Below are 26,849 nucleotides of genomic sequence, written 5' to 3' on the forward strand. Positions count from 1 at the left end.
TTCTGCCTTTTACCTTCTGTCTTCAGGCGTCCGCGCAGGCCAGCACCAGCCCGGTTGCCACCGCGTTGCGCGGCCCCTGCGTGCCGCGAATATTGCCCTGGCCGGCGACCACGCCGTAGTGCGACAGCGCGTCGGTGATAAGCTGCGGCACCTCAAAGTCCAGCGATGAGCCGCCCACCAGCACCACGAAGGCAATATCGCGGATCGAACCGCCCGGCGAGACCTGGCGCAGGGCGCGCAGGCAGTTGGTGACGAACACCTTCTCTTTGGCCTGGCGGCGCACGGTGCGGATTTTCTCCAGCGAGGTCTGGTTATCCAACGGGATCAGCTCCCCGTCCTTGATGTAGACCACTTTGGCAAACACCGACGGGCTCAGCGGCTCGCGGAAGAACTCCACCGCGCCGTTCTCGTGGCGGATGCTGAACAGACTCTCCACCTTCGCCAGCGGATACTTTTTCAGCTCTTCGGCGAGGTGCAGTTCGCTTAACCCCAGCTCGGTTTTGATCAGCAGGCTGACCATATTGCCCGCCCCGGCCAGGTGCACCGATTTGACGCTGCCTTCGGCGCTGATGATGGCGGCATCGGTGGAGCCGGCCCCCAGATCGAGAATCGCCAGCGGCGCCGCGCAGCCCGGCGTAGTCAGCGCCCCGGCAACGGCCATATTGGCCTCCACGCCGCCGACCACCACCTCGGTATGCAGACGCTCGCTCAGGGCGCTGGCAATGGCCTGCATCTGCAGCCTGTCGGATTTCACCATCGCGGCAATGCCGACCGCGTTCTCCATCGAGAACTCCCCGGCGATGCCGCCCTGGACTTTGCGCGGAATAAAGGTATCCACCGCCAGCAGATCCTGAATACGGATATCGCTCATCGCGTGTCCGCTGAGGGTCGCCATCACGCTGCGCACCCGCTCCAGCATCCCGCCGGCGTGGGTGCCCGCTTCGCCGCGAATATCCTGCACCGGGGCGCAGCCCGCCATCGCCTGCATAATGCCGTCCGCGCCGCGGGCGACGTCGGCCTCGGCGCTGCGGCGCTCGCCGCTGATGAGGATTTTCCCGGCGGGTATGGTCCTTGACTTCACGTCGCCCTGGGGCGTTTTGAGCACCACCGCCGAGCGGTTGCCGATCAGCGCCCGGGCGATGGGCACGATGGCCTGGGTCTCTTCCGGCGTCAGCCCGAAGAAGGTGGCGATCCCGTAGGGATTGGAGAGCACGCGCACCACCTGGCCGGTAGCGGCGACTTCCACTGCCGCCAGCACGCCTTCCGGCACCTGCTCCAGCAGCGTCACCTCGTCCACCACCGGCAGCACTTTGCGCAGCCGGTTATTGACCAGCACGCCGTCGTCCTTTTTCAGGATGGCAGCGACGACGTTGACGCCGCGATCGAGCGCCTCGTTCAGCAGCCAGACCGCCTCCAGAAAGTCGTACTCGTCGCCGATAAGCGGGATCCAGCCGTCGGCAAACTGCGCCTCCGGGACGGCCGCCAGAGCGGCCAGGGCGATGGTTTTCCCGACGCCGATCCCCGCGCCGCCGGGCGTCTGCGGGTTGTGGCCGATCATCGTCGATTCGGTGATGATGGTTTCGGTGATGGTCTCCATCGCCACGTCGCCAATGACCGGGGCCGCTTCATTAATGCAGATCTTATCAAGATCGCCCAGCGTCCACGGCGTGCCGCTCAGGGCCTTCTCCAGCGAGGCGACGATCCCGGCGATGTTCTCGCCGGTGCCCTTCATCCCGGTGGTGGCCACAATGCCGCTGGCGATAAACTGCGTTTCCCGCCCGCCGGTCTGCGCCAGCGCCACCTCGGTGGTGGCGTTGCCGATATCAATACCTGCAATTAACGGCATTATGACTCCGCCTTGCTCTCTTTACGCAGCTTGCTGCGCTGCTGGTACACCTCGGCCGCCTCGCGCACGAACGCGGCATTCACTTCGGCGTTCCAGGTGTGCTCCAGCTCATCGGCGATGGCCAGCAGCTCCGCCTTCGAGGAGCGGTAGGGGCGCAGGGCGTTGTAGATTTCGAGGATGCGCGCATCCGGAATCGCAATCAGCTCCCCCGCGCGGCGAAAGTTGCGCGCCACCGCATCGCGGTGCATCTCTTCGGCAATCTGCGCCTGGTACTCCAGGGTCTGGCGCGAGATGCGCACGTCCTGGGGGCCGACCGCACCGGAGAGTACGTTTTCCAGCGTAATGTCGGTGAGCGGCCTGCCGGTAGGGGTCAGGATCTTCTCCGGGCAGCGGCTGGCCAGCGGGTAGTCCCGCGCGGTCATGGTTTTATCGCTCATGGTCACTCCTTCACTAATTCAATGTCCAGGGTGACCGGCTCCGCGTCCGGTACTACGTGCCTGGTCTCTTTAATATGGAACAGGGCGGCTTTGGCCATAAATTTCGGCCGCACCATCTGATCGTTGACCACCGGCACCGGCGACGGCGACTCTTTGCGGGCGTAGCGCGCGGCGTTTTTGCCGATCTGCCGGTAGGTCTCGAGGGTCAGCAGCGGCGCCTGGGAAAACAGCTCCAGGTTGCTCAGCGGCAGCAGGTCGCGCTGGTGGATCACGGTGGTGCCTTTCGACTGAATGCCGATCCCGATGCCGGAGCCGCTGAGGTTGGCGGCGTCCCAGGCCATAAAGGAGACGTCGGAGGTGCGCAGGATCCGCACTACCCGGGCGTGCAGGCCTTCCTCTTCCACGCCGGCGATAAGCTCTTTAAGGATCGCTTTGTGCGGCATGTCGATCAGCGTTTTGTGCTGAAATTTATCAAACGCCGGGCCGACGCCGATAACCACTTCATCGACGCGCTCGCCGACGCCCGCCGCGCCGGCCTCCGTTACGCGGAGGGTAAACGTGGGTTTCTGCTTCATTGTCTGTTCCACAAGCGTCCCGCCTTATTCAATGGAGTCGGGCTGGATCACGCCCGCGATGTTTTTGATTTCCGCCCAGCGCTCGGGCGACACGCGGTAGCCGGTGCCCGGCCCCTGGTAGTCGTTGATATCGTTGACGGCGCTGACCACTTCGAACTGCCTGTCGAGAATGGCCGAGGTTTGCAGGTAGTCGCCGGTTACGCGCTGGCGCAGCATGTTGAGGATATTTCCGGCCACGTCATCGAAGCCGCTGCGGCTCAGGGCCCTGACGATGTCCAGACCGGTGATGTTGCGCTTCATCATCTCTTCAACGGCGCTCAAATCTTCGACCACGTTGCGCGACGGCATATCTTTGCTGCCGTGGGCGTAGGTGGCGGCCTCGACCTCTTCATCGGTGACCGTCGGCAGGCCCAGTTCGCGGAACACCGCCTGTACGGCGCGCGCCGCCTTGTTGCGGATGGCGATGGTCTCCTCTTCGGTCACCGGGCGCAGGCCGCCGTCCACCATCAGATCGCGCTGCAGGATGTTGTAGTCGTCAAAGTCCTCGGCGTCGAAGTTGGAGCCGGCAAACATATTGTCGTAGTTCGGCACCGCGCTGTAGCCGGAGAAGATAAAGTCGGTGCCCGGCAGCATCTGCATCAGCGTGCGGGCGGTGCGGCGGATGTCGGAGTGGGAGAACGTCTGGTCGTTGGCGGAGGCGCATTCCAGATCGAGCATCGAGGCGATCAGGTTTTCCGCCAGCACCGCGCGGATGCCGGACGGCACCGCGCCGGTCATGCCGATGCAGCTGACGGCGCCGTTCTGCAGGCCCTGAACGCCCGCGCCTTTGGTAATAAAGATGCAGCGGGATTCGAGGTAGAGCATCGATTTCCCTTCGGAGTAGCCCATCAGCGCCTCCGAGCCGGTGCCGGAGGTGTAGCGCATCTTCAGCCCGCGCGAGGCGTAGGCGGAGGCGAGGAACGCCTTCGACCAGGGCGTGTCGTCCCCGTCGGTAAATACCGCTTCGGTGCCGTAGACGGAGACGGTCTCGGCGTAGCTGGTCAGCCCGCGCATCCCCAGCTCCAGTTCGGTGGCCTCTTCGACGGAGCACTGGGTCAGCACGCCCGGACGGCCGCTCTGGGAGCCGATCAGCAGCCCCAGGGCGTTAAACGGCGCGTAGCGGGCGATGCCGACGGTGGTCTCCTGCTCGGAGAAGCCGCGAATGCCTGCTTCGGCGGCGTCGGCGGCAATCTGCACCGGGTTGTCCTTCAGGTTGGTGACGTGGCACTGGTTGGAGGGCGTCTTCCTGGCGCGCATCTTCTGCAGGGCCATCATCATCTCCACCACGTTCATTTTGCTCATCACCTCCACCGCTTTGGCCGGGGTAATGGCGGTGGTGACGGCAACGATCTCTTCACGGCTGACGTGAATGTCCACCAGCATACGGGCTATCTCTAGCGCGTCCAGCCGCATGGCCCGCTCCGTTTCGGCGACGTTGATCGCATAGTCGGCGATGAAGCGGTCAATCATATCGAACTGCGCGCGGGGTTTACCGTCCAGCTCGACGATCTGTCCATTCTCGACCTTTACGGAAGAGCGGGGATCGTGTGGGCTCTCCATGGCGATCAGGCCCTCTTCCGGCCATTCGCCGATCAGCCCGTCCTGGTTTACCGGGCGCCGGGCCAGAACTTCGAATCGTTTCGATCTTTTCATGACGTATTGACTCAATAAATAAGAAATGGGATGCATTTACTGCTTGGCTGCAATTTAAGGCGAACTTTAAATGAGTGCGTTTTAAATAAAATAAAATTAATTTTGTTCCGTTTTGAGACGCTCGGGAATTTATTTGATTCCAGATTGAAACGTTATAGAACAAAATTGATTAAAGTGTGATGCGGGTTACGATGAACATCAAAGTTTACGCGTTATGGCTCTTCTGATGATGATTTTGAAGACTTTTCAGTGATTGACTTAATATCTCGTGATGACAATATAAAACAAACGTAAATAGAGATGTTAGCGGTCGGTTACTGTATTTTTAAATAATGACCTGAGCGCGTTTAATTTAATTATTGAATTTAACAATCACGTGTGGCGTTGGAGTACGTATGCTTAAAAGTCAACAGATCCAGACAATTACCCTCGCTGCCGCCAGGGCTATGGCCGATGCGGTGCAGGAAAAAGCGAAAGAAATCAATGTTCCCGTCGTCGTGGCGGTGGTGGACTGCGGAGGCAATACGCTGCTGCTGCAGCGCATGGACGAGGCTTTTACCACCAGCTGCGATATCGCGCTGAATAAGGCCTGGACCGCCTGCTGTTTAAAAACAGGAACTCATCAATTAACCCAGGACGTACAGCCAGGTAAATCACTTTATGGTCTGCAGTTAACCAATCAGCAGCGAATTGTTATTTTCGGCGGCGGTTATCCGGTTGTCCTGAATAATCAGGTGATCGGCGCCGTTGGCGTCAGCGGCGGCACCGTTGAGCAGGATATGCTGCTCGCTAACGTGGCGCTGGAAAAATTTTCTCAATTGTAATCGAAATTAATTCAGGAAGGTAAATGATGAGTTATCGTATGTATGATTATCTGGTGCCAAATGTGAATTTCTTTGGCCCAAATGCTATTTCCGTGGTGGGCGAACGCTGCAAACTGCTGGGCGGCAAAAAAGTGCTGCTGGTGACCGATAAAGGTCTGCGTTCAATTCCGGACGGCGCGGTAGACCAGACCCTGAAATACCTGCGCGAGGCCGGTATCGAGGTGGCTATCTATGACGGCGTTGAGCCGAACCCGAAAGACACCAACGTCCTCGACGGCCTGGCTATTTTCCGCAAAGAGCAGTGCGACACCATCGTGACCGTCGGCGGCGGCAGCCCGCACGACTGCGGTAAAGGGATCGGCATTGCCGCCACCCACGAGGGCGATCTCTACAGCTACGCCGGGATCGAAACCCTGACCAATCCGCTGCCGCCGATTATCGCGGTCAATACCACCGCCGGCACCGCCAGCGAAGTCACCCGCCACTGCGTGCTGACCAACACCAAAACCAAAGTGAAGTTCGTTATCGTCAGCTGGCGCAACCTGCCGTCGGTATCGATTAACGATCCGCTGCTGATGGTCGGCAAACCCGCCCCGCTCACCGCTGCTACCGGTATGGACGCGCTGACCCACGCGGTGGAAGCCTATATCTCCAAAGATGCCAACCCGGTCACCGACGCATCCGCTATCCAGGCGATCCGCCTGATTGCCCGCAACCTGCGCCAGGCCGTTGCCCTGGGTACCAATCTGAAGGCCCGCGAGAATATGGCCTGCGCCTCTCTGCTGGCTGGCATGGCCTTCAACAACGCGAACCTCGGCTACGTTCACGCCATGGCGCACCAGCTGGGCGGCCTGTACGACATGCCGCACGGCGTGGCCAACGCGGTGCTGCTCCCGCACGTGGCGCGCTACAACCTGATCGCTAACCCGGAAAAATTTGCCGACATCGCCGAATTTATGGGTGAAAACGTTCAAGGTCTCTCCGTCATGGATGCCGCCGAGCGGGCCATCAGCGCCATCGCGCGCCTCTCTGCCGATATCGGTATCCCGCAGCACCTGCGCGATCTCGGCGTTAAAGAGGAGGACTTCCCGTACATGGCGGACATGGCGCTGAAGGACGGTAACGCCTTCTCCAATCCGCGTAAGGGTAATGCGAAAGAGATCGTTGAGATCTTCCGTCAGGCATTCTGATAGCGGCAGGGGACACGATGTCACTTTCACCACCGGGCGTACATCTCTACTACGACCCGCAATGGCAGGACTCCCGGGCCATTAACGAGCTGTGCTGGGGGCTGGAAGAGCAGGGCGTTCCCTGCCTGACGACGTGCGTAGAGGCGGGCGGCGACGCCCGCACTCTCAGCCATCTCGCCGCCAAAGGCTCCGCGCTGCGCGTGGGGCTTGGCCTCAGCGCCAGCGGCGAGATTGCCCTGACCCACGCCCAGCTGCCGGCCACCAGGCCGCTCATGACGTGCAGCGCCCGTGAGGGCGCCGCGCGGCTGCGCGCGCTCGGCGTTAACGCCGGACAGCTGGTCAAAGTTTTACCCTTCAGCGAGGTAACCTGAATGTACCGCATCTATACCCGCACCGGGGACAAGGGAACCACCGGGCTGTTTGGCGGCAGCCGCATTGATAAAGACGATATCTGCGTCGAGGCGTACGGCACGGTTGACGAGCTCATTTCCCAGCTCGGAGTGTGCTACGCCAGCGCGGCAGACGTGGCGCTGCGCGACTGTCTGCACGCCATGCAGAAAACGCTGTTCGTGCTCGGGGCCGAGCTTGCCAGCGATGAAAAGGGCCTGGCCAGGCTCACTCAGACTCTCGGCGACGAGGATATTGAAGCCCTGGAGCAGCTTATCGATCGCAACATGGCCCTCAGCGGACCGCTGAAGGCATTTGTCATCCCGGGCAAAAATCTCGTCTCCGCCCAGCTTCACGTGGCGCGCACGCTGGCCCGCCGGCTGGAGCGGATCCTGACCGCCATGGCCCGGACCCGGCCCCTGCGCGACCACCTGCGGCGCTACGCGAACCGCCTGTCGGACGCGCTCTTCTCGATGGCCCGCGTTGAGGAGACTACTTCGACGCCGGACGCTTAAACTGGCTGGCGTCGATATTATACTGCTTCATCTTACGCCACAGGGTGGTGCGCCCGATGCTCAGCAGGCGGGACATCTCCTGCACGCGCCCGCTGGTCACGCGGGCCGCGTGAATAATGGCCTCTTTCTCAATGGCGGTGAAGGTCAGGCTGGCGGGCAGCAGGGAAGAGGCGCCCTCGTCGCTGCCGGGCCGCTCTGAGAAGAGGTACTCCGGCAGATTATTCAGCCGGATGTGGCCGTTGTCGCTGCTGATGGCGATATTATCGATCGCGCTGTTCAGCTCAAAGTCGTTCCCCGGCCAGGAGTAGGCCATCAGCTGGGTCAGCACGTCGTCGTCCACCTTCAGCTGGGTGGAGAAGCGCTTCTCCAGGGCCCGCAGGCGGTGCTGAACCAGGGAGGGAATGCTGCTGCGGCGAGCCCGCAGGGGCGGAATGGCTATCTCAAACGAGTGCAGGGCATAGTAGAGCTGGCGGCTGAAGCGGTTCTGCTCCACCAGGTTCGCCAGGTCGACGGTGCTGGTGGCGATGATTTTCACATCCACCGGGATCAGCCGCCGGGCGTCCAGCCGGGTGAGCACGCCCTGCTTGATAACCTGAAGCAGCACCGACTGCAGCTCCGGCGCCAGATACTCAATTTTTTCCAGAAACAGCGTGCCGCCGCTCGCCAGCTCAAGGCGGCTGAGGCGGCCGTGCTCCTCATCCGCCGGGGCGCTGAAGTCCTGCCCGGCCAGACTGTCGGTGTACATCTGGCAGTTAATCGCAATATAGGGCCCTTCGGCCCGCTCGCTTTCATTGTGTATCGCCTGGCTGAGCAGCTCTTTGCCCACGCCCTCCTCGCCGCTGAGCAGCGTCGGGAAGCTGCCGCGCGCCGCCTGGCGGCCAAAGTGGATCAGCCTGCGGGTTTCCGGATCGTCGACGGGCATCTGCTCGAAGGTGTGGCTGACCTTGCCGAGCTGGCTGGTCATCAGCTGGCGCATCTGCGCCACCGGGTGCAGCAGCATGATAAAGCTGTAGCCCTGCGCTTCGGCGATGGGCTTGAGGGTAATCACCGTATCCACGAACTGATGCTGGCTCTCAAAGGTGACTTCGGCGTGATTGAGCGCGCGGCCCTGCTTGATGGCCCGGCGCAGCAGTGGGGGCAGGGTGACCAGCTCGGTCAGGCTCCTGCCGAGGCTTGCCTGGGCATCGAGATGAAGCAGGGTGGCGGCCTGCACGTTGAGAAACTGCAGCTGTCCCTGCTCGTTCCACGCCATCATTCCCGCGTCCATGCTCTCCATCAGGCCGTAAACCTGGCTGAGATGGCGGTTAGATTCGGCCAGCAGGCTGTCGGTCAGCAGCGAATTGCCGACTTCCCGCGCGACCGCGAGGGTCAGGGAGAGATCGGACCCGGCGTGGTCGTCGTTGAGGACGGCGAGGGCAATAGAGCCGAACAGCCGGCCGTGGTTATCAAACACCGGCGTCGAGCAGAAGGTCCAGGGAAACAGCGCCTCTTTGAAGTGCTCCTCTCCCCGGGTGCGGATGGGCTGACCCTGCATCGCCGCAAGCGACAGCGCGCAGGTGCCGATAATGCTTTCGGCGCAGTAGCTGCCGTCGCGAAAGCCCAGCGCGTCGAGCTGGGCGAGCGTCTGCGCCGCGCCGCAGCGGCTCAGAATGCAGGCCGACTCATCGAGAATAAACAGCGCGCAGGCGCGATCGGACATAAACTCAAACGCGTCTTCCAGCGCCGCCTGGCCGATGGTCAACAGGGTGGTTTTACGTCGGCAGATAGACTCAAACGTCAGGCCCTGCGCCTGGTGGGGCGTGCTCCATCTCTCCCGCGGCATAAACTTGCTGCAGCGATGCCAGGACTGGGCGACGGCGAGCGAAATTTCATTCCCCGGATTCTGCGTCATATTCATTTCCGCTTCATAATAATTGAAAACCCCTCCGGCAGCGGCTGTCGGAGGGGAAATTTACGCTTTACTCACTCAGAATGCTGAATCAGCGCGCCAGCCAGCGCTGGCCCAGCCGATCGGCGACCATAATAGCGGCATACACGCTGTCCGCCGTGACCGGGAAAGGCATATTGTGAATGGTTTCGCCTTCGGCGCAGGTCGCTTTCGCCACCTCGCGGATCTTCGCCTCAATATCCTCTTTCACGCCCATTTGCGCCAGGGTGATCGGCAGGCCGACGTTTTTGCAGAAGGCGAGAACGGTCTCGATCTCTTCCATCGGGCTGTTCTGCAGCGCCAGCTGCGCCAGGGTACCGAAGGCCACTTTCTCGCCGTGATAGAGGTGGTGGCACTCTTCGAGGATCGTAAAGCCGTTGTGAATGGCGTGCGCCCCGGCCAGGCCGCTGCTCTCAAAACCGATACCGCTGAGGTAGGTATTAGCCTCGACAATACGTTCCAGCGCATCGCTCACCACCCCGGCCTGCGCCGCCAGCAGCGCCTTTTCGCCTTCGCGCAGCAGCGTGTCGTAGCACAGGCGCGCCAGGCTCAGCGCGGCGGCGGTAGACTGTCCTCCCGCCATGCTGGTGGCGCGGGCATCAAAGCAGGCCTTGGCTTCAAACCAGGTGGAGAGCGCATCGCCCATCCCGGCAACCAGCAGGCGCACCGGCGCTTTGGCAATGATCGCGGTATCCATTACCACCATATCGGGGTTTTTCGGATAGATCAGGTACTCTTCAAACTCGCCGCTTTCAGTATAGATGACCGACAGGGCGCTGGTGGGCGCATCGGTTGAGGCGATGGTGGGGATGACCACCACCGGCAGTTTCTGGTAATAGCCGATGGCCTTGGCGGTATCGAGGGTTTTGCCGCCGCCGATACCGATCACGCCCTTGCAGCCCTCTTTCTGCAGGATGGCGCTCAGGCGGTTGATCTCTGCGTGGCTGCACTCGCCGTTAAAGCGCTCGGCGTGGCAGCGAACGTTATGGCTTTTCAGCCCGCCTAACACCTTGTCACCGGCCAGCTTCATCACAAAATCATCGGCGATAACAAAGAAGCTGTCAGCCAGATTTTTGGCGTACTCCCCGAACAGCATCGACGCGTCGGGACCCTGAATATATTTGGCTGGAGATTGAATAACGTTTAGCATTCCGTTCATCCTCAAATAAGTTGCATTACGCATGATGGGCTCTGGCACAGGGCGCTTTCACATTCAGCGTCGCCGGAGCGATGCCCTTACTTTATGGCGAGCGGCGAGCAGAAAAACTTTTCCGTGAAATGTTCTTTAATGAAACCTTTCTTTGTTTATGGCGTTCCATATTGGAACTAAAAACCACAATAAATGTCAGGATTGAGACCCCTGTCCGCTTTCGGATCACTTTATGCGCACCCGGCGCAGTGCATATTCAGGCGCTTAGGGTGTTTAAAAGTTGAGCTGTCGTGTCGCGGAGCGCGCGGTTTTTTGCCGTCGGTTTCTCACCCGGCCGCCGACCCGGGTCTAAAAAGACTGCTCCCGGTCGCATTTTTCTCTTAATCCGCGCAAAAAGGTTTCACTAAGGAACAATATTAATAATTTATGTTCCTTAATGGAACGTAATTTAACAGCATTTTTTTTCTTCCCCGCTTAGCGAAAATCATTTCATCGCCGGGACGCAAGCGCGTCGGCGACAACCCTACAGATACCGGCCCAAGCAGGGCCGGATCGCCCCTTCTCCAGCGGAGATGAACATAATGAAAAAACTGATTAACCGTGTTGAAGACGTCCTTAACGAACAGCTGCAGGGGCTGGCGAAAGCGCACCCCGGCCTGACGCTCCATGAAGATCCTGTTTACATGACCCGCGCCGATGCGCCGGTGGCCGGAAAAGTGGCGCTGCTCTCCGGCGGCGGCAGCGGGCACGAGCCGATGCACTGCGGCTTTATCGGCCAGGGGATGCTCTCCGGCGCCTGCCCGGGTGAAATTTTTACCTCGCCGACGCCGGACAAAATGTTCGAGTGCGCCACGCGCATTGACGGCGGCGAGGGCGTGCTGCTGATCGTCAAAAACTACACCGGCGATATCCTCAATTTCGAAACCGCAGCCGAGCTGCTGCACGACGGCGGCGTGAAGGTGGCCACGGTGGTGGTTGACGACGACGTGGCGGTGAAGGACAGCCTCTACACCGCCGGACGTCGCGGGGTGGCCAGCACCGTACTGATTGAAAAACTGGTGGGCGCCGCCGCCGAGCGCGGCGACTCCCTGCAGGCGTGCGCTGAACTTGGACGCCGGCTCAATAATCTCGGCCACTCCATCGGCATTGCGCTGGGGGCCTGCACCGTACCCGCCGCCGGTACGCCCTCTTTTGTCCTTGCCGATGATGAGATGGAGTTTGGCGTCGGTATCCACGGCGAGCCGGGCATTGACCGCCGCCGCTTCACCTCCCTTAACCAGACCGTCGACGAGATGTTCGACACGCTGCTGGAAAACGGCCCCTATACCCGCACCCTGCGGCACTGGGACTGCGTCCAGGGCAGCTGGCAGGAACTTAAGCAGGAGAAACGCGGCCTGCAGCGCGGCGACCGGGTGATCGCTATGGTCAATAATCTCGGCGCTACGCCGCTGTCTGAACTGTACGGCGTCTACAACCGGCTTGATGACCGCTGCCGGGAGGCGGGGATCGACATTGCCCGCAGCCTGGTGGGCAGCTACTGCACATCGCTGGATATGAGCGGTTTCTCCATCACGCTGATGAAGGCCGACGATGAAACGCTCGCGCTGTGGGATGCGCCGGTAAATACCCCGGCGCTGAACTGGGGAAAATAAGGAGCTGACTATGTCTCTGACCAGAACTCAAATTGTTAACTGGCTGTACCGCTGCGGCGAGATCTTCACCCGCGAGAGCAGCTTCCTGACCGGGCTGGACAAGGAGATTGGCGATGCCGATCACGGCCTGAACATGCACCGCGGCTTCAGCAAAGTGGTGGAAAAACTGCCGGCCATCGCCGACAAAGACATCGGTTTTATTCTCAAAAATACCGGTATGACCCTGCTGTCTAACGTCGGCGGCGCCAGCGGCCCGCTGTTCGGCACCTTTTTTATCCGCGCGGCGGCGGTAACTCAGGCCCGCCAGAGTCTGACCCTTGATGAGCTGTATCAGATGGTGCGCGAAGGCGCAGACGGCGTGGTCAGCCGCGGCAAAGCCGAGCCGGGAGATAAAACCATGTGCGACGTCTGGCTGCCGGTGGTGGCGTCTCTGCGCCAGTCCAGCGAGCAGGGCCTGACGGTACAGGCCGCGCTGGATGTGGCGGCGGAGGAGGCGGCGCGCGCGGCGCAGGCCACCATTACCCTGCAGGCCCGCAAGGGCCGGGCCAGCTATCTCGGCGAACGCAGTATCGGCCATCAGGATCCCGGCGCCACGTCGGTGATGTTTATGATCCAGATGCTGGCCGCAGCAGCGAAAGAGTAAGGACAGCGCAATGGTAAATCTGGTGATTGTTTCCCACAGCGCCCGCCTGGGCGAGGGCGTGGCCGAGCTGGCCGGGCAGATGCTGCACGGCGACGGCTGCCGGCTGGCGGTTGCCGCCGGTATCGACGATCCCGACAGTCCCATCGGCACCGATCCGCTGAAGGTGATGGCGGCGATTGAATCTCTCGCCGACGCCGACGCCGTACTGGTGATGATGGATATGGGCAGCGCGCTGCTGAGCGCGGAAACCGCGCTCGATCTGCTCGATCCGGCGATTGCCGCCAGGGTACACCTCTGCGCGGCGCCGCTGGTCGAGGGAACGCTGGCGGCGGCGGTCAGCGCCGCTTCCGGCGCCGGAATCGACAAGGTGATGGCCGATGCGATGGCCGCCCTTGAGGCCAAGCGCGCCCAGTTGGGAATAGCGCCGGCGGCTCCGCAGACGCCGGTTCCGCAGGGCGAGGCCGAGCGTTCCGTCACGGTGGTTATCAGCAACCGCAACGGCCTGCACGTGCGCCCGGCCTCCCGGCTGGTGGCGGCGCTGGCCGGCTTCGACGCCCGCCTGGCGCTGGAGAAAGCGGGGCGGCGCGTGGTGCCGGACAGCATCAACCAGATTGCGCTGCTGCAGGTGCGGCAGAATGACCGGGTAACGCTGCTGGCCAGCGGACCGGACGCGGAGGCGGCCATCGCCGCCTTCACCGCCCTTGCGGAGAGCCACTTCGGCGAAGATCCGCAGGCGGAAACGGCCGCACCGCCGCTGCCGCCGCGCGTCTCCGGCAGCGCGGTATTCTGGCCGCAGCCCGGCGCGCTTCGGGAACGTCAGCAGGCCGCCGATAGCGACGGCGAGCGGCGGCGGCTGCAGCAGGCCATTGCCGACACCCTGACCGATCTGGACGCCCTGGCGGCGCGGGCCGACGCTCAGTACGGCGCTGATATTGGCGCTATTTTTGCCGGCCACCGGGAGCTGCTCGACGATCCCGAGCTGCTTGCCGCCGCCGACGAGATGATGCGCGAACAGCAGTGCGACGCCGGCTGGGCCTGGCAGCAGGTGATGTCTGACATGAGCCAGCAGTACCGGCAGCTCAGCGACGACTATCTGCAGGCGCGCTATATCGACATCGACGATCTGCGGCAGCGCACGCTGGATCATCTGGACGGACGCCGGAACGCGATCCCGGGCTTTAGCGCCCCGGCGATCCTCGTTTGCGACGACATCTTTCCCTCCACCGTGCTGCAGCTCGATCCGCAGCAGGTGAAGGGCATCTGCCTGCGCGGCGGCAGCGAGCGCTCCCACGGTGCGATTATCGCCCGCGCCGCCGGGATCGCCTTTCTCAGCCAGCAGGGCGAGGCGCTCGCTTCCCTGCGCAGCGGCCAGCCGCTGACGCTGGATCTGGCGGCCCATCAGCTTATTGCGGACTGAATCTCTCACACTCAGCCGGCGGCCTGACCGCCGGCCACATTCGACACACCAACTTCAGGAAATGTTATGTCTCAATTCTTTTTTAATCAGCGCGCCGCGCTCGTCAGCGACGTTATCGACGGCACCCTTATCGCCAGCCCGTGGAATAACCTGGCCCGCCTGGAGAGCGATCCGGCCATCCGCATCGTGGTGCGCCGCGATCTGAATAAAGAGAACGTTGCGGTGATCTCCGGCGGCGGCTCCGGCCACGAGCCGGCCCACGTTGGCTTTGTCGGTAAAGGAATGCTCACCGCCGCGGTCTGCGGCGATCTGTTCGCCTCCCCGAGCGTGGACGCCGTGCTGACCGCGATCCAGGCGGTGACCGGCGAGGCGGGCTGCCTGCTGATTGTGAAGAACTACACCGGCGACCGCCTCAACTTTGGCCTGGCGGCGGAAAAGGCCCGCCGCCTCGGCTATAAAGTCGAGATGCTGATCGTCGGAGACGACATCTCCCTGCCGGACAATAAGCACCCGCGCGGCATTGCCGGTACGGTGCTGGTGCATAAAGTCGCCGGCTACTTCGCCGAGCGCGGCTGCAACCTGGACACGGTATTGCGGGAGGCGTCACTTGCAGCACGCAGCACCGCCAGCATCGGCGTGGCGCTCTCCGGCTGCCACCTGCCGCAGGAAGCGGAAAGCGCGCCGCGCCATCCGGCGGGCAGCGCCGAGCTGGGAATGGGCATCCACGGCGAGCCGGGGGCGGCGACCATCGCCACCCACAACAGCGGCGAGATCGTCCGCCTGATGGCCGATAAGCTGGCGGCGGCGCTGCCGAAAACCGGCCGCCTGGCGGTGATGCTCAATAACCTCGGCGGCGTATCAGTGGCCGAGATGGCGATCCTGACCGCCGAGCTGGCGAAGACGCCGCTGCACGCGCGCATCGACTGGCTGATTGGCCCCGCCGCGCTGGTCACGGCCCTGGACATGAAGGGCTTCTCTCTCAGCGCGATTGTGCTGGAAGAGAGCATCGAAAAAGCGCTGCTCGCCGATGTCGAAACGTCCGGCTGGCTGCGTCCGGTACAGCCGCGGCAGATAAGCGTCATGCCGTCGTCGCTGCGCAGCGCCAGCGTCAGCTATCAGCCCTCCGGCAACGCTGAGGTTGCCGGAATTGTCGCCCGCGTCACCGGCACCCTTGACGGACTTGAGGCCGAGCTCAACGCCCTGGATGCCAAAGTGGGCGACGGCGATACCGGCTCCACCTTCGCCGCCGGCGCCCGGGAAATTGCCCGCCTGCTGGAAGCGAAGCAGCTGCCGCTCGACGATCTGCCGGTGCTGTTTGCGCTGATCGGCGAACGCCTGACCGTCGTGATGGGCGGCTCCAGCGGCGTGCTGATGTCCATCTTCTTTACCGCCGCGGGCCAGGCGCTGGCGCAGGGCGAGAGCATTGCCAGCGCGCTGAACGCCGGGCTGAAGCAGATGAAATTCTACGGCGGCGCGGATGAGGGCGACCGTACCATGATCGACGCCCTGCAGCCCGCCCTGGCGTCGCTGCTGGCAGAGCCGGGCGCGCTGCAGAAGGCCTTTGAAGCCGCCGAGGCCGGGGCAGAGCGCACCCGTAACGCGGCGAAGGCCAATGCCGGACGCGCCTCCTACCTCAACAGCGACAGCCTGATCGGCAACATGGATCCGGGCGCCCACGCGGTGGCGCGGGTGTTTAAAGCGCTGGCTGAGTAATTTGACTCTCCGCTTCAGCGCCCCCGGCCGCGATGCGCGGTCGGGGGCGCTGTTTTTTTGTTCTGTGAACCCTCGCACATACGCCTCTGAGACATTTCTCTATGTTATATGGATATTTATACAGTTATTAACCGACAGGGAGGCAGCATGAACTACCAAATCAGGCAGGAATCAACGCGTTCGATTGCGGGTTTTCATCTCGTTGGCCCGTGGCAAGAGACGGTGCCGGAGGGGTTTGAACGGCTCGGGAAGTGGGTTAAAGAGAAGGGGATCGCCGCCGGACCCTGGGTTGCCGTCTACGAGGGTAACCCGGATGAAGTTCCGGCAGAGCAGCTGCGCTGCGACACGGCTATCGCCGTTCCCGATGATTTTGTCATCCCGCAAGGCAGCGACGGCGTGACGCTGCGCGAGCTTGTGGGAGGGCCGTATGCAGTGGCTACTGTACGGATTGAGAATGGCGACTTCACCACGCCCTGGTATCAGTTCTTCGACAGCCTGCTGCGGGACAGCGCCTGCCAGATGTCGATGCATCCCTGCTTCGAGGTCTATCTGAATAACGGTGATGTCGACGGCTACTGGGATCTGGAGATGTATATCTCACTTCTGCCTCAATAGCCGCTATCCTGTATTGACGGAGCATTTGTCGGGGAAATCGCCTGCTCCGCTGCAACATCCGGTGAGAAAACAAGTACAATCTGCTTTTGTTATTCCCGACGGAGTGCCCGCGTGCGTGCTGACAAATCCCTGAGCCCTTTTGAAATTCGGCTATACCGTCACTACCGTATCGTTCACGGCGTGCGTATAGCTCTGGCATTTATCCTGACGTTTCTACTGGTACGGCTGTTCGACGTTCCGGAAGGGACCTGGCCGCTGATCACCCTGGTGGTGGTGATGGGGCCTATCTCCTTCTGGGGCAACGTCGTGCCGCGCGTGCTTGAACGCATCGGCGGCACCGTGCTCGGCTCGGTGCTTGGGCTGGTGGCGCTTAAGCTTGAGCTGTTGTCGCTGCCGCTGATGCTGCTGTGGTGCGCGGCGGCCATGTTTCTCTGCGGCTGGCTGGCGCTGGGCAAGCGGCCCTATCAGGCGCTGTTGATCGGCATCACGCTGTCGGTGGTGGTGGGCGCCCCGGCGGGGGATATGCACACCGCCCTGTGGCGAAGCGGCGACGTCATCATCGGCTCGCTGCTGGCCCTGCTGTTTACCGGCATCTGGCCGCAGCGGGCGTTTATCCACTGGCGTATCCAGATGGCGGGCTACGTGACCGAGCTTAACCGCCTCTATCAGACGGCGTTTTCGCCTAATTTGCTTGAGCGCCCCCGTCTTGACCGCCGCCACCAGAAAATCCTCAGCGATGTGGTCAAAATGCGCGGCCTGATTGCCCCGGCCAGTAAAGAGATCCATATCCAGAAATCGGTATTTGAGGGCATCCAGACCATCAACCGCAATCTGGTGTGTATGCTTGAGCTGCAGATGAACGCATGGTGGGCCTCCCGCAGCAGCCACTACGTGCTGCTCAACGCCCACACCCTGCGCGATATGCAGCACATTACCCAGCAGACGCTGCTGACCCTGGCGCACGCGCTTTATGAGGGAAATCCGCAGCCGGTGCTGGCTAACAACGAAAAGCTCAGCGATATTGCCGCCGAACTGCGCCAGCTGGTGAGTGATTATAAAGACGCTAATCCGGCGGAGACGCCCATGCACGGCTACGTCTGGCTAAGCATGGAGATGGCGCGTCAGCTGGAGCTGTTATCGCGTCTGATTTGCCGGGCGCTGCGCAAATAACGCCCACCCGGTCACGGTTTACCGCCGGCTTGTTTCGATTCAGCAAGATTTAGGGTTATGATGGCCCTAACGGTACTACGATTATCACAGGCTGCTGCCACCCGTTATGTTTACCCTAACGCGGTCGCATTACGAATCCGAAGCTTAACTATCAGGGGTATAAAAATGGATACATCCAAACCATCTTTCCAGGACGTACTGGAGTTTGTTCGTCTGTTCCGCCGCAAGAACAAGCTGCAGCGCGAAATTCAGGACGTTGAGAAAAAAATTCGTGACAACCAGAAGCGCGTGCTGCTGCTCGATAACCTGAGCGATTACATCAAGCCGGGCATGACCGTGGAAGCCATCCAGGAGATCATCGCCAGCATGAAATCCGATTATGAAGACCGCGTTGATGAGTACATCATCAAAAACGCCGAGATCTCCCAGGAGCGCCGCGAAATCTCTAAAAAGCTCAAGGCAATGGGTGAGCTGAAGACCGGCGAAACGAAAGCGAAGTAAGTCGCTTCACGCCCTGCGCCGCAGGGGATTAGGCCAGCACCGGGTGCTGGCCTTTTGTTATTCTGAACCGATCGTCCGCTAAGTCATCGCCGGCGTCTATTTAGGCGTGTGCAGGTGTTTTCATTAACATCGCCGTCAGCGCCGAGAGCAGACAACCCGCCGTCAGGTAAATCGCCACGCTGTGCCACTCGCCGCCGGAGAAGGTCAGCAGCGCGGCGGCAATGAACGGCGTAAAGCCGCCGCCCACTACGCTGGCCACCTGATAGCCCACCCCGGCGCCGCTGTAGCGATAGCCGGTGCCGAACATATCGGTAAACATCGGCTGCTGCACGCAGACCACCATATCATGGGCAATATTGGCCAGCAGCAGAGAGAAAAGGACGATGCTGAACATCGAGCGGGCCTCCAGCGCCATAAAGAAAGGAAACGCGCTGAGGGCGCCGATCAGGGCGCCGGTAATGTAGATGCGCCGGCGGCCGTAGCGGTCCGCCATCCAGGCGAATAGCGGAATGGTCAGGCAGCTGACGCCGCCGACCAGCAGGCCGATATTGAGAAACAGCTCGCGGGGCATGCCGAGATTCTGCGTCGAGTAGTTGAGGGCGAACGCAGTGACGATGTACATCGTCAGCAGCTCGCACAGGCGCAGGGCGATAATTTTCATAAACGCCCCGGGATGGCGAACCAGCGCCTCCAGTATCGGCAGCGTCTTTTTGGCCGACGCCGGCCGCACTTCGCGCACCCGCTCAAATTCAACCGACTCCTCCATGCCGTTGCGGATCCACAGGGCGCCGATCACCAGCAGCACGCTGAACAGGAACGGCAGCCGCCAGCCCCAGCTCAGAAACTGCGCGTCGGTGGTCAGGCTGCTTATCAGCGATACCAGCCCGGTGGCGAGCAGCAGGCCGACGCCGTAGCCGACCTGGATGCCGCTGCTGTAAAACGCCTTCTTACCCGACGGCGCGCTCTCCACCGCCAGCAGCGCCGCGCCGCCCCATTCGCCGCCGACGGCGAAGCCCTGGATGGCGCGCAGGGTGACCAGCAGCGCGGGCGCCCACCAGCCGATAGAGGCGAAGGAGGGCAGAAGACCGATGCAGGCCGTGGCGGCACCCATCATCCAGACGGTGAGCATCAGCATCCGCTTGCGCCCCAGCCGGTCGCCAAAGTGGCCGAAGACAATGCCGCCGAGCGGTCGGAACAGAAAGCCCACGCCGAAGGTGGCGAAGGCCGCCAGCGTGCCCATGGCCGGATCGATCTGCGGGAAAAATTCGCTGTTGAACACCAGCGCGGCGGTAATGCCGTACAGCAGGAAGTCGAACCAGTCGACCACCGCGCCGGCGAAACTGCCCCAGGCGGCCCGGCGGGCGCGCTGGCGGGACGCTGTTGTTCCATCAGTGCAGGGGGTGGTGAGGGTGGAGTCCGTCATTATGTTGTCCGTACCTTAACACTTTCTTATTCTGGCAATGAATGCAGGGTTAAACTGACGCAGACCGCAGGCTGCGTACTAAAAAACGCTATGAGACTACAGCGACATCCGCCCGCTGAAAACTCTTTTGCGCCGCCGGCGGCGCGAAAGGGGAAATTGACTCAGGGAGCGCGCAAGCGCAGACGATTATTCGGCAGGCGGGCGATTTAGTTTCGTGAATACCCTGGGGTGGGCTGACAGCGCAAAAAGCCGTCGGCGGAGCGGGCGGTTGCGTCAATATGATATTAAGATGATAAATAAAAATGGCCCTGATAATAATGCGGGAAGCAATTATATAAATAACAGCGGGTTAATTCTGGCGTATCAATTGGATAAATTTGAGCGCTGCTGATAATAATTTCTCTAAATGGTAATACTTTGACCGATTGATAAAAATCAAAGTTTTACCTCGCTCCGATAATAGAATCTATAAGCGGAAAAAAGTCGTCACTTCTGCGTAGTTTAAATTTCAATATAGCCATGCTCACCGGCCTGATAACAGCGGCAGCGCGCGGCGGTCATTATTTATTTAGCGAAAAGGAAAAGTTCTATGCCTCATTATAATGCGGTGCTGGCGAGAAATGCGGATAACGTGGTGAAGGATCCGCTGAGTTCACATACCGCGGCGTTCTCTCATTACAATAATCTTTCTGCCCAGCTGCCCGTGGATATTAGCACCGGCAGGCTGGTGGCCGGCGACGCCGCTGCCCAGGCGGCGCAGTGTCTGAAGAATATTCAGGCGATCTTAAGCAGCATCGATCATGTACTGAACGATGTGGTCAGGCTCACCGTCCACCTGACGTCGGCGAAAGATCTGGACGCCGTGGCCGGGGTTTGCCGGGCGTGGTTCCCGGTCCGGGCGCCGTCGCTGACGATGGCCGTCGTCGCGGCGCTGCCGATGGGCGCGCGGGTGCAGATTGACGCCCTGGTCTCTAACGGCGAAGGGACGATCCCCGACGCGCCGCAGCCCGGCGATCTCATTAAGCTTACTAACGCCACCGGCCGGGCGCCGTCCTCGCCCCTCAGCGCGCAGACCGTCGCGTTTTCCCACTACAACAATCTCACCTGCCAGCTTCCCGTCGATCCGCGCACCGGCAGGGTCGTGGAGGGCGGTATCCGTGCGCAGGCCGCGCGCTGCCTGAATAACATTAAAGCTATCCTTGAGAGCATTGACGTCCCGATGGACGACATCGTCAAAGTGACGATCTATCTGCAGGATCTGGCCGATATTGAGCAGGTTAACGAGGTCTACCGCACCTTTTTCCCGGACTCGGCGATTGCCAGAGCCGTCGGCTACCTGCCGGCGCGTACCGTGGTGGCCGCCTCTGGGCTGCCGATGGGCGCCCTGGTGCAGATGGAGGCGGTGGTCTCCCACGGCGACGGCACGCCGCCGCAGAAGGTGGAGGACAGGCACGGGATCGTCATCAGGGCATACAACACCGACCGGGCGCCGCGCTGTCCGCACGCGACCCAGAGCGTCGCCTTCTCCCACTATAACCACCTCTCGGCGCTGCTGCCGCTGGAGCTGAAAACCGGCAGGCTGACGGCGGGCGGCGCAGGCGAGCAGGCCGCTCTGTGCCTGGCGTATATGCAGGCCATTGTTGAAAGCAGCGGCCACGCGCTGGAGGACGTGGTGAAGGTGAATATCTTCCTCACCGATATGGCCGATGCGGGCGCGGTAGACGCCGCCTACCGGCAATACTTCCCCACCGGGACGCCGGCGCGGCGCGTGCTTGGCGTCGCCGCGCTGCCGCAAGGGGCGAGAGTGCAGATGGACGCCGTGGTCGCCAATGCCGAAGGCACGCCGCCGCAGGCGTGATGGCCTGCTACAGCGCGAGCTTGTCGGCCAGCGCCAGCCAGCCGCAGGGCTCGTTGATGAGCGCGTGAACGTCATACTTCCTGTGCGCCAGGCGGCTCCAGCCGCGCTGTGAGAAGATTTCACTCAATACATTCACGGCCGGTCGCCGCAGGCTGTAAGAGTTATGTCGTTCCTGATAGGCCAGGTAATGCAGCGCGATAACAACCTGAACAACATCGTTGTTATCAACGCTGGCGTGGATGCTCTTTGACAGTATTTTGGGGAACAGGGGCTTAATGGCGGTAAGCCCCTTTATGATTTCAGACGACGTCCCGGTCGCAAGACCCGAAGGAATAGCGGTAAAGGCGAGGTTAATCCCGGTCACTACTTCGTGTATCGCCATCGGTCTCTCGCCCTCTGATAATTGCGCTACCTCTCTTTATTCTGCTTGATGTCCCAGCCGGACATGGTTTCGGCGCCTCTGCTCCCAGTATTGCATCCTGACTTTCGATGCCTGAAAGGGGTAGTTAACGATAATTTCGTCGGTATCGCCGATGCCGTTAAACTCAACGTTCGTAATCAGCACATCCTCAAGTACGATGCGCGAATACTCAATCTGCGTGCCGCCCGCTTTACATAAAGATAATTCCACTTTTGTGACGTGCTGACCGCTGGAGCAGTACTTAAGCAGCGAGGGCGTCGCTTTATCAATTATTTTACCGCTAAGCGATTAACGCTGAGTCCATTCTTAATTCTGCGGATTTTGCCACCACGCCGGGCTCCCCGTTTTTTCAACAATAAAATCAATAAACGAGCGCACCTTGCTGGAGACGATTTTTTTTCGCGGATAGACGATCCATACGGCGGTCTCCGCGCGGTACATGCTGAACTCCCACGCCGGCAGCACCCGCTGCAGGCGCCCGGCCTGCGCATCCTGCCACACCAGCCAGTCGGGAAGAATGGCAATTCCGCCGCCGCTGCGGCAGGCGTAGAGCAGCGCCTCGCTGTCGTTAGCGCTGAAGCGGTAGTTGACGGGTACCCGCGACCAGCCTTCGTCGCTGTCTGTCCGCCGGGCGTACCAGCCGTCGCCGTGCAGGCGCGAGAACATCAGGATCTGCAGATCCTGCTTACCGTTAACCAGGTCCGGCTCGGGATGAGCGGCGATCCACGCCGGGCTTGCCCAGGCGAAGCGGCGCTGCGGCGCCAGCCGGCGGGCGTGCATGGTGGAGTCCGGCAGGGTGCCGATGCGGATGCTCAGATCGATACGCGACTCAATCAGATCCTGCATATCGTCGTTGAAGGTAATATCCAGCGAGATCTCCGGGTGCAGGCGCAGAAATTCGTCCACCAGCGGCATCACGTGCAGGCGGCCAAAGGCGCTGGGGACGCTGAGGCGAAGCAGCCCGGCGGGGCGCGCATTAAGCGCCGACGTTAAGCTGCGCGCCTCCTCCCACTGCAGCAGCAGCTGCGCCGCGTGGGAGTAGAACAGCCTGCCCGCTTCGGTCAGGGTCAGCCCCCGGGTCGAGCGGTTGAACAGGGCAATGCGCAGGTCTGCCTCCAGATCGGCGACGTGCCGGGAGACGGTCGACGTTTCGATATTCAGCGCCTTTGAGGCGGCGCTGAAGCTTTTTAATTCCGCGGCGCTGACGAACGTCCTGATAGCAGCAAAATGGTTCATTATTCTTTTCCGGTAAGCGCAGGTGTAATGTTATTTGATAGCCATTCTAGCGGCTATTTGCGCTTCCGGGGGAGACCGGGCCGCAAAAGCGCGGCCCGGTATTGATCAGGTAAAGCGGATATCCAGCGCCCGCAGCCAGGTCTGCAATCCCGCATCCTGGATGGGAATCAGCGTAGCCGCCTGGCCGGATTCGTTGATGTGCGCGTGCCAGTAGCCCGGCGGCGTCACGAACGACATGCCCGGCGCCCAGTCCACCCGGGTGGCGTCGGCGATAGCGCCGCTCTCATCCAACCGCGTGCCGACCAGGGTATAGCAGCCCGGCGGGCAGTCGACGATAAAATCCAGCGCAATCGACTGGTGGCGGTGCGGCTTCTGCACCGAATGGGCGGGGAGGGTGCCGTACATCGCCCACAGCACGTGGGTTACGGTGCGGGTGTGCGGGAAATTAGCATTACCCAGCAGCACCGAAATGCGGCTGCGGCTGGCGGCCTCTTTCTCTTCGGCCGCCCGGCGCAGTTCAGCGGCGGCGCGTCCGGCCTCGTACAGCGTTGGCCGAAAGCGCGGCGTCACGCTGGTCGCGCCCAGATAGTCGAGCAGCGGCGCATCGTTAACGTAGTAGAGCTTGAGGGTTGCGTCTGCGCTCAGGGTGGCCGGCAGGCCGCCGGGCAGGGCCAGAAATGCGCCTTTCTCCAGCGCGATACGCTGACCGTCCTGTTCGGCGCGGCCGCTGCCGTCAATGACGTAGAAGATTTGCGAAGTGGCGAGCGGATCGAGCGCTAAAGACTCCCCGGCGTTGACGCGAATAAAATTGGCCAGCAGGCCGGGACCGGTTGCCGGTACCGGGCTTGCGAGCGCCTCAGAAAGATCGAGCGGCACCACGCGCGTCTCCCCGTCCTGGTAGAGCGAGGCGGGAAAGATATGGTAGGGCACGCGGGAGATAATTTTTGCGCCGATAGGATTTGCGGCCTTTGAGTACTCGTAAAAAATTGCGTCTGCCTCGGCGTCTGCGGCGGCGCGGCGTTCAATAATCGAGTCGGTCATAGGGATGTTCCTCCGGTACTTTTTATTGGTTGTGCCGCTACTGTAGCCGCGACGTCGCGCCGCTGGTAAGCCTGCTGGCGGCAAAACTGTTTTGCGCAAATCGGGTAGCACCTGCGCGTTGTCGGAGGTAATGTAGTGAAACATCAACGTCATAGAGAGAAGTCAGCATGAAAACATTACCGGTGGTGGCCGTCCTCGGTCTCGGTGCAATGGGCCACGCGTTTGCCGCGAACCTGCTGAAAAGCGGCTTTACCGTCCGCGGCTGGAACCGCAGCCGCGCGCGCGGCGAAGACCTTACCGCTGCGGGCCTTATCCTCTGCGACAGCGCGGGACAGGCTGCCGGCGGCGCCGATGTGGTTATCAGTATGCTGACCGACGGCGACATTACGCAGCGCATCTTAAAAACGGCGCTGCCGCAGCTGCGCCAGGGGGCCATCGTCTGCCAGATGGGCACCATCGGCGTGGAGGCCACGCAGGCGCTGATCGCTGATTTTGGCAGGGATCGGCCCGACATCGTCTTTATCGACGCCCCGGTCTCCGGCAGCAAGGCGCCGGCGGAAAACGCGCAAATCGCCATTCTCGCCAGCGGCGATCGTCACAAGGCCGCGGCGCTGGAGCCGGTGTTTGCCGCCATCAGCCGCCGCCAGCAGTGGCTCGGCCCGGCGGGCGGCGGGCAACGGATGAAGCTGGTGGTCAATAGCTACCTGATTGGCCTGATGCAGAGCCTGGCCGAGAGCGCCGCCCTGGCCGACCGGCTCGGCTTTAGCGCCGAAACGCTGTGGGGCGCGCTGGAGGGCGGCCCGCTGGCCTCACCCTACGCTGAGGGCAAGCTGGGGATGATCGCCCGCAATGACTTCACGCCGCAGATGCAGCTGGCCCACGCCCTGAAGGACGCCCGCCTGGCGCTGGCGGCGGCGCCGGAACTCGCGCTTAGCGGCCTGCAGAATATCGCCAGCCTCTGGCAGCAGGCGGCGGAGGCGGGCTATGCAGAGCAGGACCTGGCCTCGGTGGCGCAGTTTATCGCCGACCCGCGCAAAGGCTAGAAAACCGGCGCGACCCGCCTCCTGCCGCGCGTGACGTACAGGCTCACGACAAATACGCCCCCGGCGACCGCCAGCGTCAGTAGCCCCTGCTCGCGGTAGTCGTCGAGGGCGAACATGTAGCCCAGCACCGCCAGAATCACCGCAATCGCTGCCCAGGTCAGCCAGGGAAAAAGCCACATCTTAAATGCCGGCGGCTGCCCCCGCCGCTCGGCCCGGCGGCGCAGCACCAGCTGCGACGCGGCGATGACCTGATAGACCAGCAGGGCGATCGCCCCGGTGGTAGAGATAAGAAACGTAAACACCCTGCCGGGAAAGGCGTAGTTGGCGACGCAGGCGGCAAAGCCCGCCAGCGTCGAGGCGATCACCGCCGCGCGCGGTACGCCCTGCGCCGACACCCGGCCGCAGGCCGCCGGGGCATCTCCCCGCCGGGCGAGAGAGAACAGCATCCGCGAGGCGGTATAGAGCCCCGAGTTCATGCAGCTGCACACCGCCACGAACACCACCACGTCCACCATCAGCTTCGCGCCCGGCATATTCAGCGTGGTCAGCACGTACTGGAACGTCCCCTGCTGGCGCAGGCCCGGATCGCTCCAGTTCACCAGAGAAACCACCAGAAAAATCGACAGCAGATAGAACAGCGCGATGCGCCAGACCACCAGGTTAATCGCCCGGCGGATCTTCTCTGCCGGCCTTTTCGACTCGGCGGCGGCGATGGTGACAATTTCCGCGCCGAAGAAGGAGAACACGGTCACCAGAATGCCGGTCAGCACCGCGCCAAAGCCGTGGGGCATGAAGCCCTGATTGGCGAACAGGTGGCGCACGCCGCTGACGTCCGCCAGCGGCCAGGCGCCGAAGACCGCCAGTGCGCCGACGGCGATAAACGCCACAATCGCCAGTACCTTCACCAGCGAGAACCAAAATTCGAACTCGCCGAAATTTTTCACCTGCAGCAGGTTGGTCGCCGTCAGCGCGGCGATAATTGCCGCCGTAAACGCCCACGAAGGCACGGCGCTGAACCAGGCGTGCAGAATATCGGCCCCGGCAATCGCCTCCACCGGGATCAGCAGCACCCAGAACCACCAGTAGAGCCAGCCGACGGTAAAACCCGCCCGCTGCCCCAGCGCCTCTGTGGCGTAAGTTGAAAACGAGCCGGAGTCGGGATTGAGCACCGCCATCTCGCCCAGCATGCGCATTACCAGCAGCACCAGCAGGCCGGTGATGGCGTAGGAGAGCAGAATGGCCGGGCCGGTGGTGGCTATGGCATTCGCCGAGCCGATAAACAGTCCGGCGCCGATAATGCCGGCAATAGAGATCATGGTGACCTGACGATTGGAGAGACCGTCGCTCAGCGCGGCGGCCGGAGTGCGTGACTCTGGCATAATCCTTCCCTCTCACGAGGCCCGAGGGCCCATTCGAAAACAGAGGCCGCCTGCGGCCTCACGCGCGTTAAGAGGCTTCAGCCTGACAGTTTAGTGGCGCACGGGCTTAGGTCAGGACGACAGGCGCGCGTCGGTTTGCGTCGCGGAGGGTCAGGAGATTTTGGAAGCGGGATCGCAGGAGATAAAAAAACCTG

Annotated in this window: 24 protein-coding genes and 1 pseudogene; 13 read left to right on the forward strand and 12 right to left on the reverse strand. The window is 61.8% G+C overall.

All coding sequences use genetic code 11. The features are described 5' to 3' along the window. Nucleotides 1-22: 22 nt before the first annotated feature. Genes ENGE1_RS01805 through ENGE1_RS01820 form a run of 4 tightly spaced genes read right to left on the reverse strand, consistent with a single transcriptional unit; the run spans nucleotide 23 to nucleotide 4,550 of the window. Complete coding sequence (locus ENGE1_RS01805; protein ID WP_064360476.1) at nucleotides 23-1,846, reverse strand: diol dehydratase reactivase subunit alpha; 1,824 nt, start codon at nucleotides 1,844-1,846, stop codon at nucleotides 23-25. After that, nucleotides 1,846-2,283, reverse strand: coding sequence for a diol dehydratase small subunit (locus tag ENGE1_RS01810; RefSeq protein ID WP_045287847.1), 438 nt, complete (start codon nucleotides 2,281-2,283; stop codon nucleotides 1,846-1,848). The genes ENGE1_RS01805 and ENGE1_RS01810 overlap by 1 nt, the downstream gene beginning before the upstream one ends. A gap of 2 nt (nucleotides 2,284-2,285) precedes the next feature. Next, nucleotides 2,286-2,858 carry a propanediol/glycerol family dehydratase medium subunit gene (locus ENGE1_RS01815; RefSeq protein ID WP_071883364.1) on the reverse strand — a complete coding sequence of 191 codons (573 nt, stop codon included), beginning with the start codon at nucleotides 2,856-2,858 and terminating at the stop codon, nucleotides 2,286-2,288. A 24-nt stretch (nucleotides 2,859-2,882) separates the two neighbouring features. Continuing rightward, nucleotides 2,883-4,550, reverse strand: a complete 1,668-nt coding sequence (locus ENGE1_RS01820) for a propanediol/glycerol family dehydratase large subunit (RefSeq protein ID WP_043083015.1) — start codon at nucleotides 4,548-4,550, stop codon at nucleotides 2,883-2,885. Between the two features lie 395 nt (nucleotides 4,551-4,945). Here ENGE1_RS01820 and ENGE1_RS01825 point away from each other — a divergent pair, with 395 nt between their 5' ends. From ENGE1_RS01825 to ENGE1_RS01840, 4 genes are read left to right on the forward strand one after another with little or no spacing between them, the layout of a single operon-like run. Further along, nucleotides 4,946-5,374: a GlcG/HbpS family heme-binding protein gene (locus ENGE1_RS01825; protein ID WP_045287850.1), complete on the forward strand. Its 429-nt coding sequence runs from the start codon at nucleotides 4,946-4,948 to the stop codon at nucleotides 5,372-5,374. 26 nt (nucleotides 5,375-5,400) lie between these two features. Further along, nucleotides 5,401-6,564, forward strand: coding sequence for a 1,3-propanediol dehydrogenase (gene dhaT / locus ENGE1_RS01830; protein ID WP_048252955.1), 1,164 nt, complete (start codon nucleotides 5,401-5,403; stop codon nucleotides 6,562-6,564). A gap of 17 nt (nucleotides 6,565-6,581) precedes the next feature. After that, nucleotides 6,582-6,935, forward strand: coding sequence for a glycerol dehydratase reactivase beta/small subunit family protein (locus ENGE1_RS01835; protein WP_043083017.1), 354 nt, complete (start codon nucleotides 6,582-6,584; stop codon nucleotides 6,933-6,935). After that, the gene (locus tag ENGE1_RS01840) at nucleotides 6,936-7,466 is read left to right on the forward strand and encodes a cob(I)yrinic acid a,c-diamide adenosyltransferase (RefSeq protein ID WP_048252784.1); all 531 of its coding nucleotides are present in this window, start codon (nucleotides 6,936-6,938) and stop codon (nucleotides 7,464-7,466) included. On the opposite strand, the gene dhaR is transcribed toward ENGE1_RS01840, so the two are convergent. Together dhaR and ENGE1_RS01850 are read right to left on the reverse strand one after the other, a co-directional pair. Next, nucleotides 7,444-9,363 (reverse strand): dihydroxyacetone kinase operon transcriptional regulator DhaR, encoded by a 1,920-nt coding sequence (gene dhaR, locus ENGE1_RS01845; protein WP_043083022.1) that lies wholly within the window; start codon nucleotides 9,361-9,363, stop codon nucleotides 7,444-7,446. The two genes, ENGE1_RS01840 and dhaR, sit on opposite strands and share 23 nt — an antisense overlap. A gap of 82 nt (nucleotides 9,364-9,445) precedes the next feature. Next, on the reverse strand, nucleotides 9,446-10,543 hold the full coding sequence (locus ENGE1_RS01850) for a glycerol dehydrogenase (RefSeq protein ID WP_043083023.1): 1,098 nt from the start codon (nucleotides 10,541-10,543) through the stop codon (nucleotides 9,446-9,448). Between the two features lie 581 nt (nucleotides 10,544-11,124). Here ENGE1_RS01850 and dhaK point away from each other — a divergent pair. From dhaK to ENGE1_RS01885, 7 genes are all read left to right on the forward strand, one after another. Beyond that, nucleotides 11,125-12,195 carry a dihydroxyacetone kinase subunit DhaK gene (dhaK, locus tag ENGE1_RS01855; RefSeq protein ID WP_048252785.1) on the forward strand — a complete coding sequence of 357 codons (1,071 nt, stop codon included), beginning with the start codon at nucleotides 11,125-11,127 and terminating at the stop codon, nucleotides 12,193-12,195. Between the two features lie 10 nt (nucleotides 12,196-12,205). Then, nucleotides 12,206-12,838 carry a dihydroxyacetone kinase subunit DhaL gene (gene dhaL, locus ENGE1_RS01860; RefSeq protein WP_043083025.1) on the forward strand — a complete coding sequence of 211 codons (633 nt, stop codon included), beginning with the start codon at nucleotides 12,206-12,208 and terminating at the stop codon, nucleotides 12,836-12,838. 10 nt (nucleotides 12,839-12,848) lie between these two features. Then, nucleotides 12,849-14,255 carry a dihydroxyacetone kinase phosphoryl donor subunit DhaM gene (dhaM, locus tag ENGE1_RS01865; protein WP_048252786.1) on the forward strand — a complete coding sequence of 469 codons (1,407 nt, stop codon included), beginning with the start codon at nucleotides 12,849-12,851 and terminating at the stop codon, nucleotides 14,253-14,255. Nucleotides 14,256-14,321: 66 nt separating this feature from the next. Beyond that, entirely contained in the window at nucleotides 14,322-15,968 is a 1,647-nt protein-coding gene (locus ENGE1_RS01870) for a glycerone kinase (protein WP_045287858.1), read from the forward strand. 147 nt (nucleotides 15,969-16,115) lie between these two features. After that, nucleotides 16,116-16,583, forward strand: a complete 468-nt coding sequence (gene sbmC / locus ENGE1_RS01875; protein WP_048252787.1) for a DNA gyrase inhibitor SbmC — start codon at nucleotides 16,116-16,118, stop codon at nucleotides 16,581-16,583. A 111-nt stretch (nucleotides 16,584-16,694) separates the two neighbouring features. Further along, entirely contained in the window at nucleotides 16,695-17,753 is a 1,059-nt protein-coding gene (locus ENGE1_RS01880; protein ID WP_043083029.1) for an FUSC family protein, read from the forward strand. Nucleotides 17,754-17,918: 165 nt separating this feature from the next. Continuing rightward, nucleotides 17,919-18,254 carry a DUF496 family protein gene (locus ENGE1_RS01885; protein WP_043083030.1) on the forward strand — a complete coding sequence of 112 codons (336 nt, stop codon included), beginning with the start codon at nucleotides 17,919-17,921 and terminating at the stop codon, nucleotides 18,252-18,254. Nucleotides 18,255-18,354: 100 nt separating this feature from the next. On the opposite strand, the gene shiA is transcribed toward ENGE1_RS01885, so the two are convergent. Then, nucleotides 18,355-19,677 (reverse strand): shikimate transporter, encoded by a 1,323-nt coding sequence (gene shiA / locus ENGE1_RS01890; protein WP_048252788.1) that lies wholly within the window; start codon nucleotides 19,675-19,677, stop codon nucleotides 18,355-18,357. Nucleotides 19,678-20,266: 589 nt separating this feature from the next. Between shiA and ENGE1_RS01895 the strand changes: the two genes are divergently transcribed. Next, nucleotides 20,267-21,535, forward strand: a complete 1,269-nt coding sequence (locus ENGE1_RS01895; RefSeq protein WP_048252789.1) for a RidA family protein — start codon at nucleotides 20,267-20,269, stop codon at nucleotides 21,533-21,535. Between the two features lie 7 nt (nucleotides 21,536-21,542). Here ENGE1_RS01895 and ENGE1_RS01900 read toward each other — a convergent pair whose 3' ends face one another. From ENGE1_RS01900 to ENGE1_RS01915, 4 genes and pseudogenes are all read right to left on the reverse strand, one after another. Then, nucleotides 21,543-21,917 carry a hypothetical protein gene (locus ENGE1_RS01900; protein WP_048252790.1) on the reverse strand — a complete coding sequence of 125 codons (375 nt, stop codon included), beginning with the start codon at nucleotides 21,915-21,917 and terminating at the stop codon, nucleotides 21,543-21,545. 26 nt (nucleotides 21,918-21,943) lie between these two features. After that, nucleotides 21,944-22,229, reverse strand: a pseudogene (locus tag ENGE1_RS01905) (Hcp family type VI secretion system effector); the annotation flags it as partial. A 33-nt stretch (nucleotides 22,230-22,262) separates the two neighbouring features. Further along, nucleotides 22,263-23,192 carry a LysR family transcriptional regulator gene (locus ENGE1_RS01910; RefSeq protein ID WP_043083034.1) on the reverse strand — a complete coding sequence of 310 codons (930 nt, stop codon included), beginning with the start codon at nucleotides 23,190-23,192 and terminating at the stop codon, nucleotides 22,263-22,265. Between the two features lie 105 nt (nucleotides 23,193-23,297). After that, nucleotides 23,298-24,233 carry a cupin domain-containing protein gene (locus ENGE1_RS01915; protein WP_048252791.1) on the reverse strand — a complete coding sequence of 312 codons (936 nt, stop codon included), beginning with the start codon at nucleotides 24,231-24,233 and terminating at the stop codon, nucleotides 23,298-23,300. Nucleotides 24,234-24,400: 167 nt separating this feature from the next. Between ENGE1_RS01915 and ENGE1_RS01920 the strand changes: the two genes are divergently transcribed. After that, nucleotides 24,401-25,276 carry an NAD(P)-dependent oxidoreductase gene (locus ENGE1_RS01920; protein WP_048252792.1) on the forward strand — a complete coding sequence of 292 codons (876 nt, stop codon included), beginning with the start codon at nucleotides 24,401-24,403 and terminating at the stop codon, nucleotides 25,274-25,276. On the opposite strand, the gene ENGE1_RS01925 is transcribed toward ENGE1_RS01920, so the two are convergent. Further along, nucleotides 25,273-26,655: an amino acid permease gene (locus tag ENGE1_RS01925; RefSeq protein WP_048252793.1), complete on the reverse strand. Its 1,383-nt coding sequence runs from the start codon at nucleotides 26,653-26,655 to the stop codon at nucleotides 25,273-25,275. The genes ENGE1_RS01920 and ENGE1_RS01925 overlap by 4 nt on opposite strands. Nucleotides 26,656-26,849 lie beyond the last annotated feature (194 nt).

The organism is Pluralibacter gergoviae ATCC 33028 = NBRC 105706, from assembly GCF_001598855.1.
GTDB lineage: Bacteria > Pseudomonadota > Gammaproteobacteria > Enterobacterales > Enterobacteriaceae > Pluralibacter > Pluralibacter gergoviae.

What these genes read in the sequence shown, in the direction of transcription:
- shiA (WP_048252788.1), bottom strand. Translation starts at nt 19,677, where the DNA reads ATGACGGACTCCACCCTCACCACCCCCTGCACTGATGGAACAACAGCG.
- dhaL (WP_043083025.1), top strand. Translation starts at nt 12,206, where the DNA reads ATGTCTCTGACCAGAACTCAAATTGTTAACTGGCTGTACCGCTGCGGC.
- ENGE1_RS01900 (WP_048252790.1), bottom strand. Translation starts at nt 21,917, where the DNA reads ATGGCGATACACGAAGTAGTGACCGGGATTAACCTCGCCTTTACCGCT.
- ENGE1_RS01840 (WP_048252784.1), top strand. Translation starts at nt 6,936, where the DNA reads ATGTACCGCATCTATACCCGCACCGGGGACAAGGGAACCACCGGGCTG.
- dhaT (WP_048252955.1), top strand. Translation starts at nt 5,401, where the DNA reads ATGAGTTATCGTATGTATGATTATCTGGTGCCAAATGTGAATTTCTTT.
- ENGE1_RS01820 (WP_043083015.1), bottom strand. Translation starts at nt 4,550, where the DNA reads ATGAAAAGATCGAAACGATTCGAAGTTCTGGCCCGGCGCCCGGTAAAC.
- dhaR (WP_043083022.1), bottom strand. Translation starts at nt 9,363, where the DNA reads ATGAATATGACGCAGAATCCGGGGAATGAAATTTCGCTCGCCGTCGCC.
- ENGE1_RS01815 (WP_071883364.1), bottom strand. Translation starts at nt 2,858, where the DNA reads ATGAAGCAGAAACCCACGTTTACCCTCCGCGTAACGGAGGCCGGCGCG.
- dhaK (WP_048252785.1), top strand. Translation starts at nt 11,125, where the DNA reads ATGAAAAAACTGATTAACCGTGTTGAAGACGTCCTTAACGAACAGCTG.
- dhaM (WP_048252786.1), top strand. Translation starts at nt 12,849, where the DNA reads ATGGTAAATCTGGTGATTGTTTCCCACAGCGCCCGCCTGGGCGAGGGC.
- ENGE1_RS01915 (WP_048252791.1), bottom strand. Translation starts at nt 24,233, where the DNA reads ATGACCGACTCGATTATTGAACGCCGCGCCGCCGCAGACGCCGAGGCA.
- ENGE1_RS01835 (WP_043083017.1), top strand. Translation starts at nt 6,582, where the DNA reads ATGTCACTTTCACCACCGGGCGTACATCTCTACTACGACCCGCAATGG.
- ENGE1_RS01810 (WP_045287847.1), bottom strand. Translation starts at nt 2,283, where the DNA reads ATGAGCGATAAAACCATGACCGCGCGGGACTACCCGCTGGCCAGCCGC.
- ENGE1_RS01910 (WP_043083034.1), bottom strand. Translation starts at nt 23,192, where the DNA reads ATGAACCATTTTGCTGCTATCAGGACGTTCGTCAGCGCCGCGGAATTA.
- ENGE1_RS01925 (WP_048252793.1), bottom strand. Translation starts at nt 26,655, where the DNA reads ATGCCAGAGTCACGCACTCCGGCCGCCGCGCTGAGCGACGGTCTCTCC.
- ENGE1_RS01805 (WP_064360476.1), bottom strand. Translation starts at nt 1,846, where the DNA reads ATGCCGTTAATTGCAGGTATTGATATCGGCAACGCCACCACCGAGGTG.
- ENGE1_RS01920 (WP_048252792.1), top strand. Translation starts at nt 24,401, where the DNA reads ATGAAAACATTACCGGTGGTGGCCGTCCTCGGTCTCGGTGCAATGGGC.
- ENGE1_RS01850 (WP_043083023.1), bottom strand. Translation starts at nt 10,543, where the DNA reads ATGCTAAACGTTATTCAATCTCCAGCCAAATATATTCAGGGTCCCGAC.
- ENGE1_RS01885 (WP_043083030.1), top strand. Translation starts at nt 17,919, where the DNA reads ATGGATACATCCAAACCATCTTTCCAGGACGTACTGGAGTTTGTTCGT.
- ENGE1_RS01870 (WP_045287858.1), top strand. Translation starts at nt 14,322, where the DNA reads ATGTCTCAATTCTTTTTTAATCAGCGCGCCGCGCTCGTCAGCGACGTT.
- ENGE1_RS01895 (WP_048252789.1), top strand. Translation starts at nt 20,267, where the DNA reads ATGCCTCATTATAATGCGGTGCTGGCGAGAAATGCGGATAACGTGGTG.
- ENGE1_RS01825 (WP_045287850.1), top strand. Translation starts at nt 4,946, where the DNA reads ATGCTTAAAAGTCAACAGATCCAGACAATTACCCTCGCTGCCGCCAGG.
- sbmC (WP_048252787.1), top strand. Translation starts at nt 16,116, where the DNA reads ATGAACTACCAAATCAGGCAGGAATCAACGCGTTCGATTGCGGGTTTT.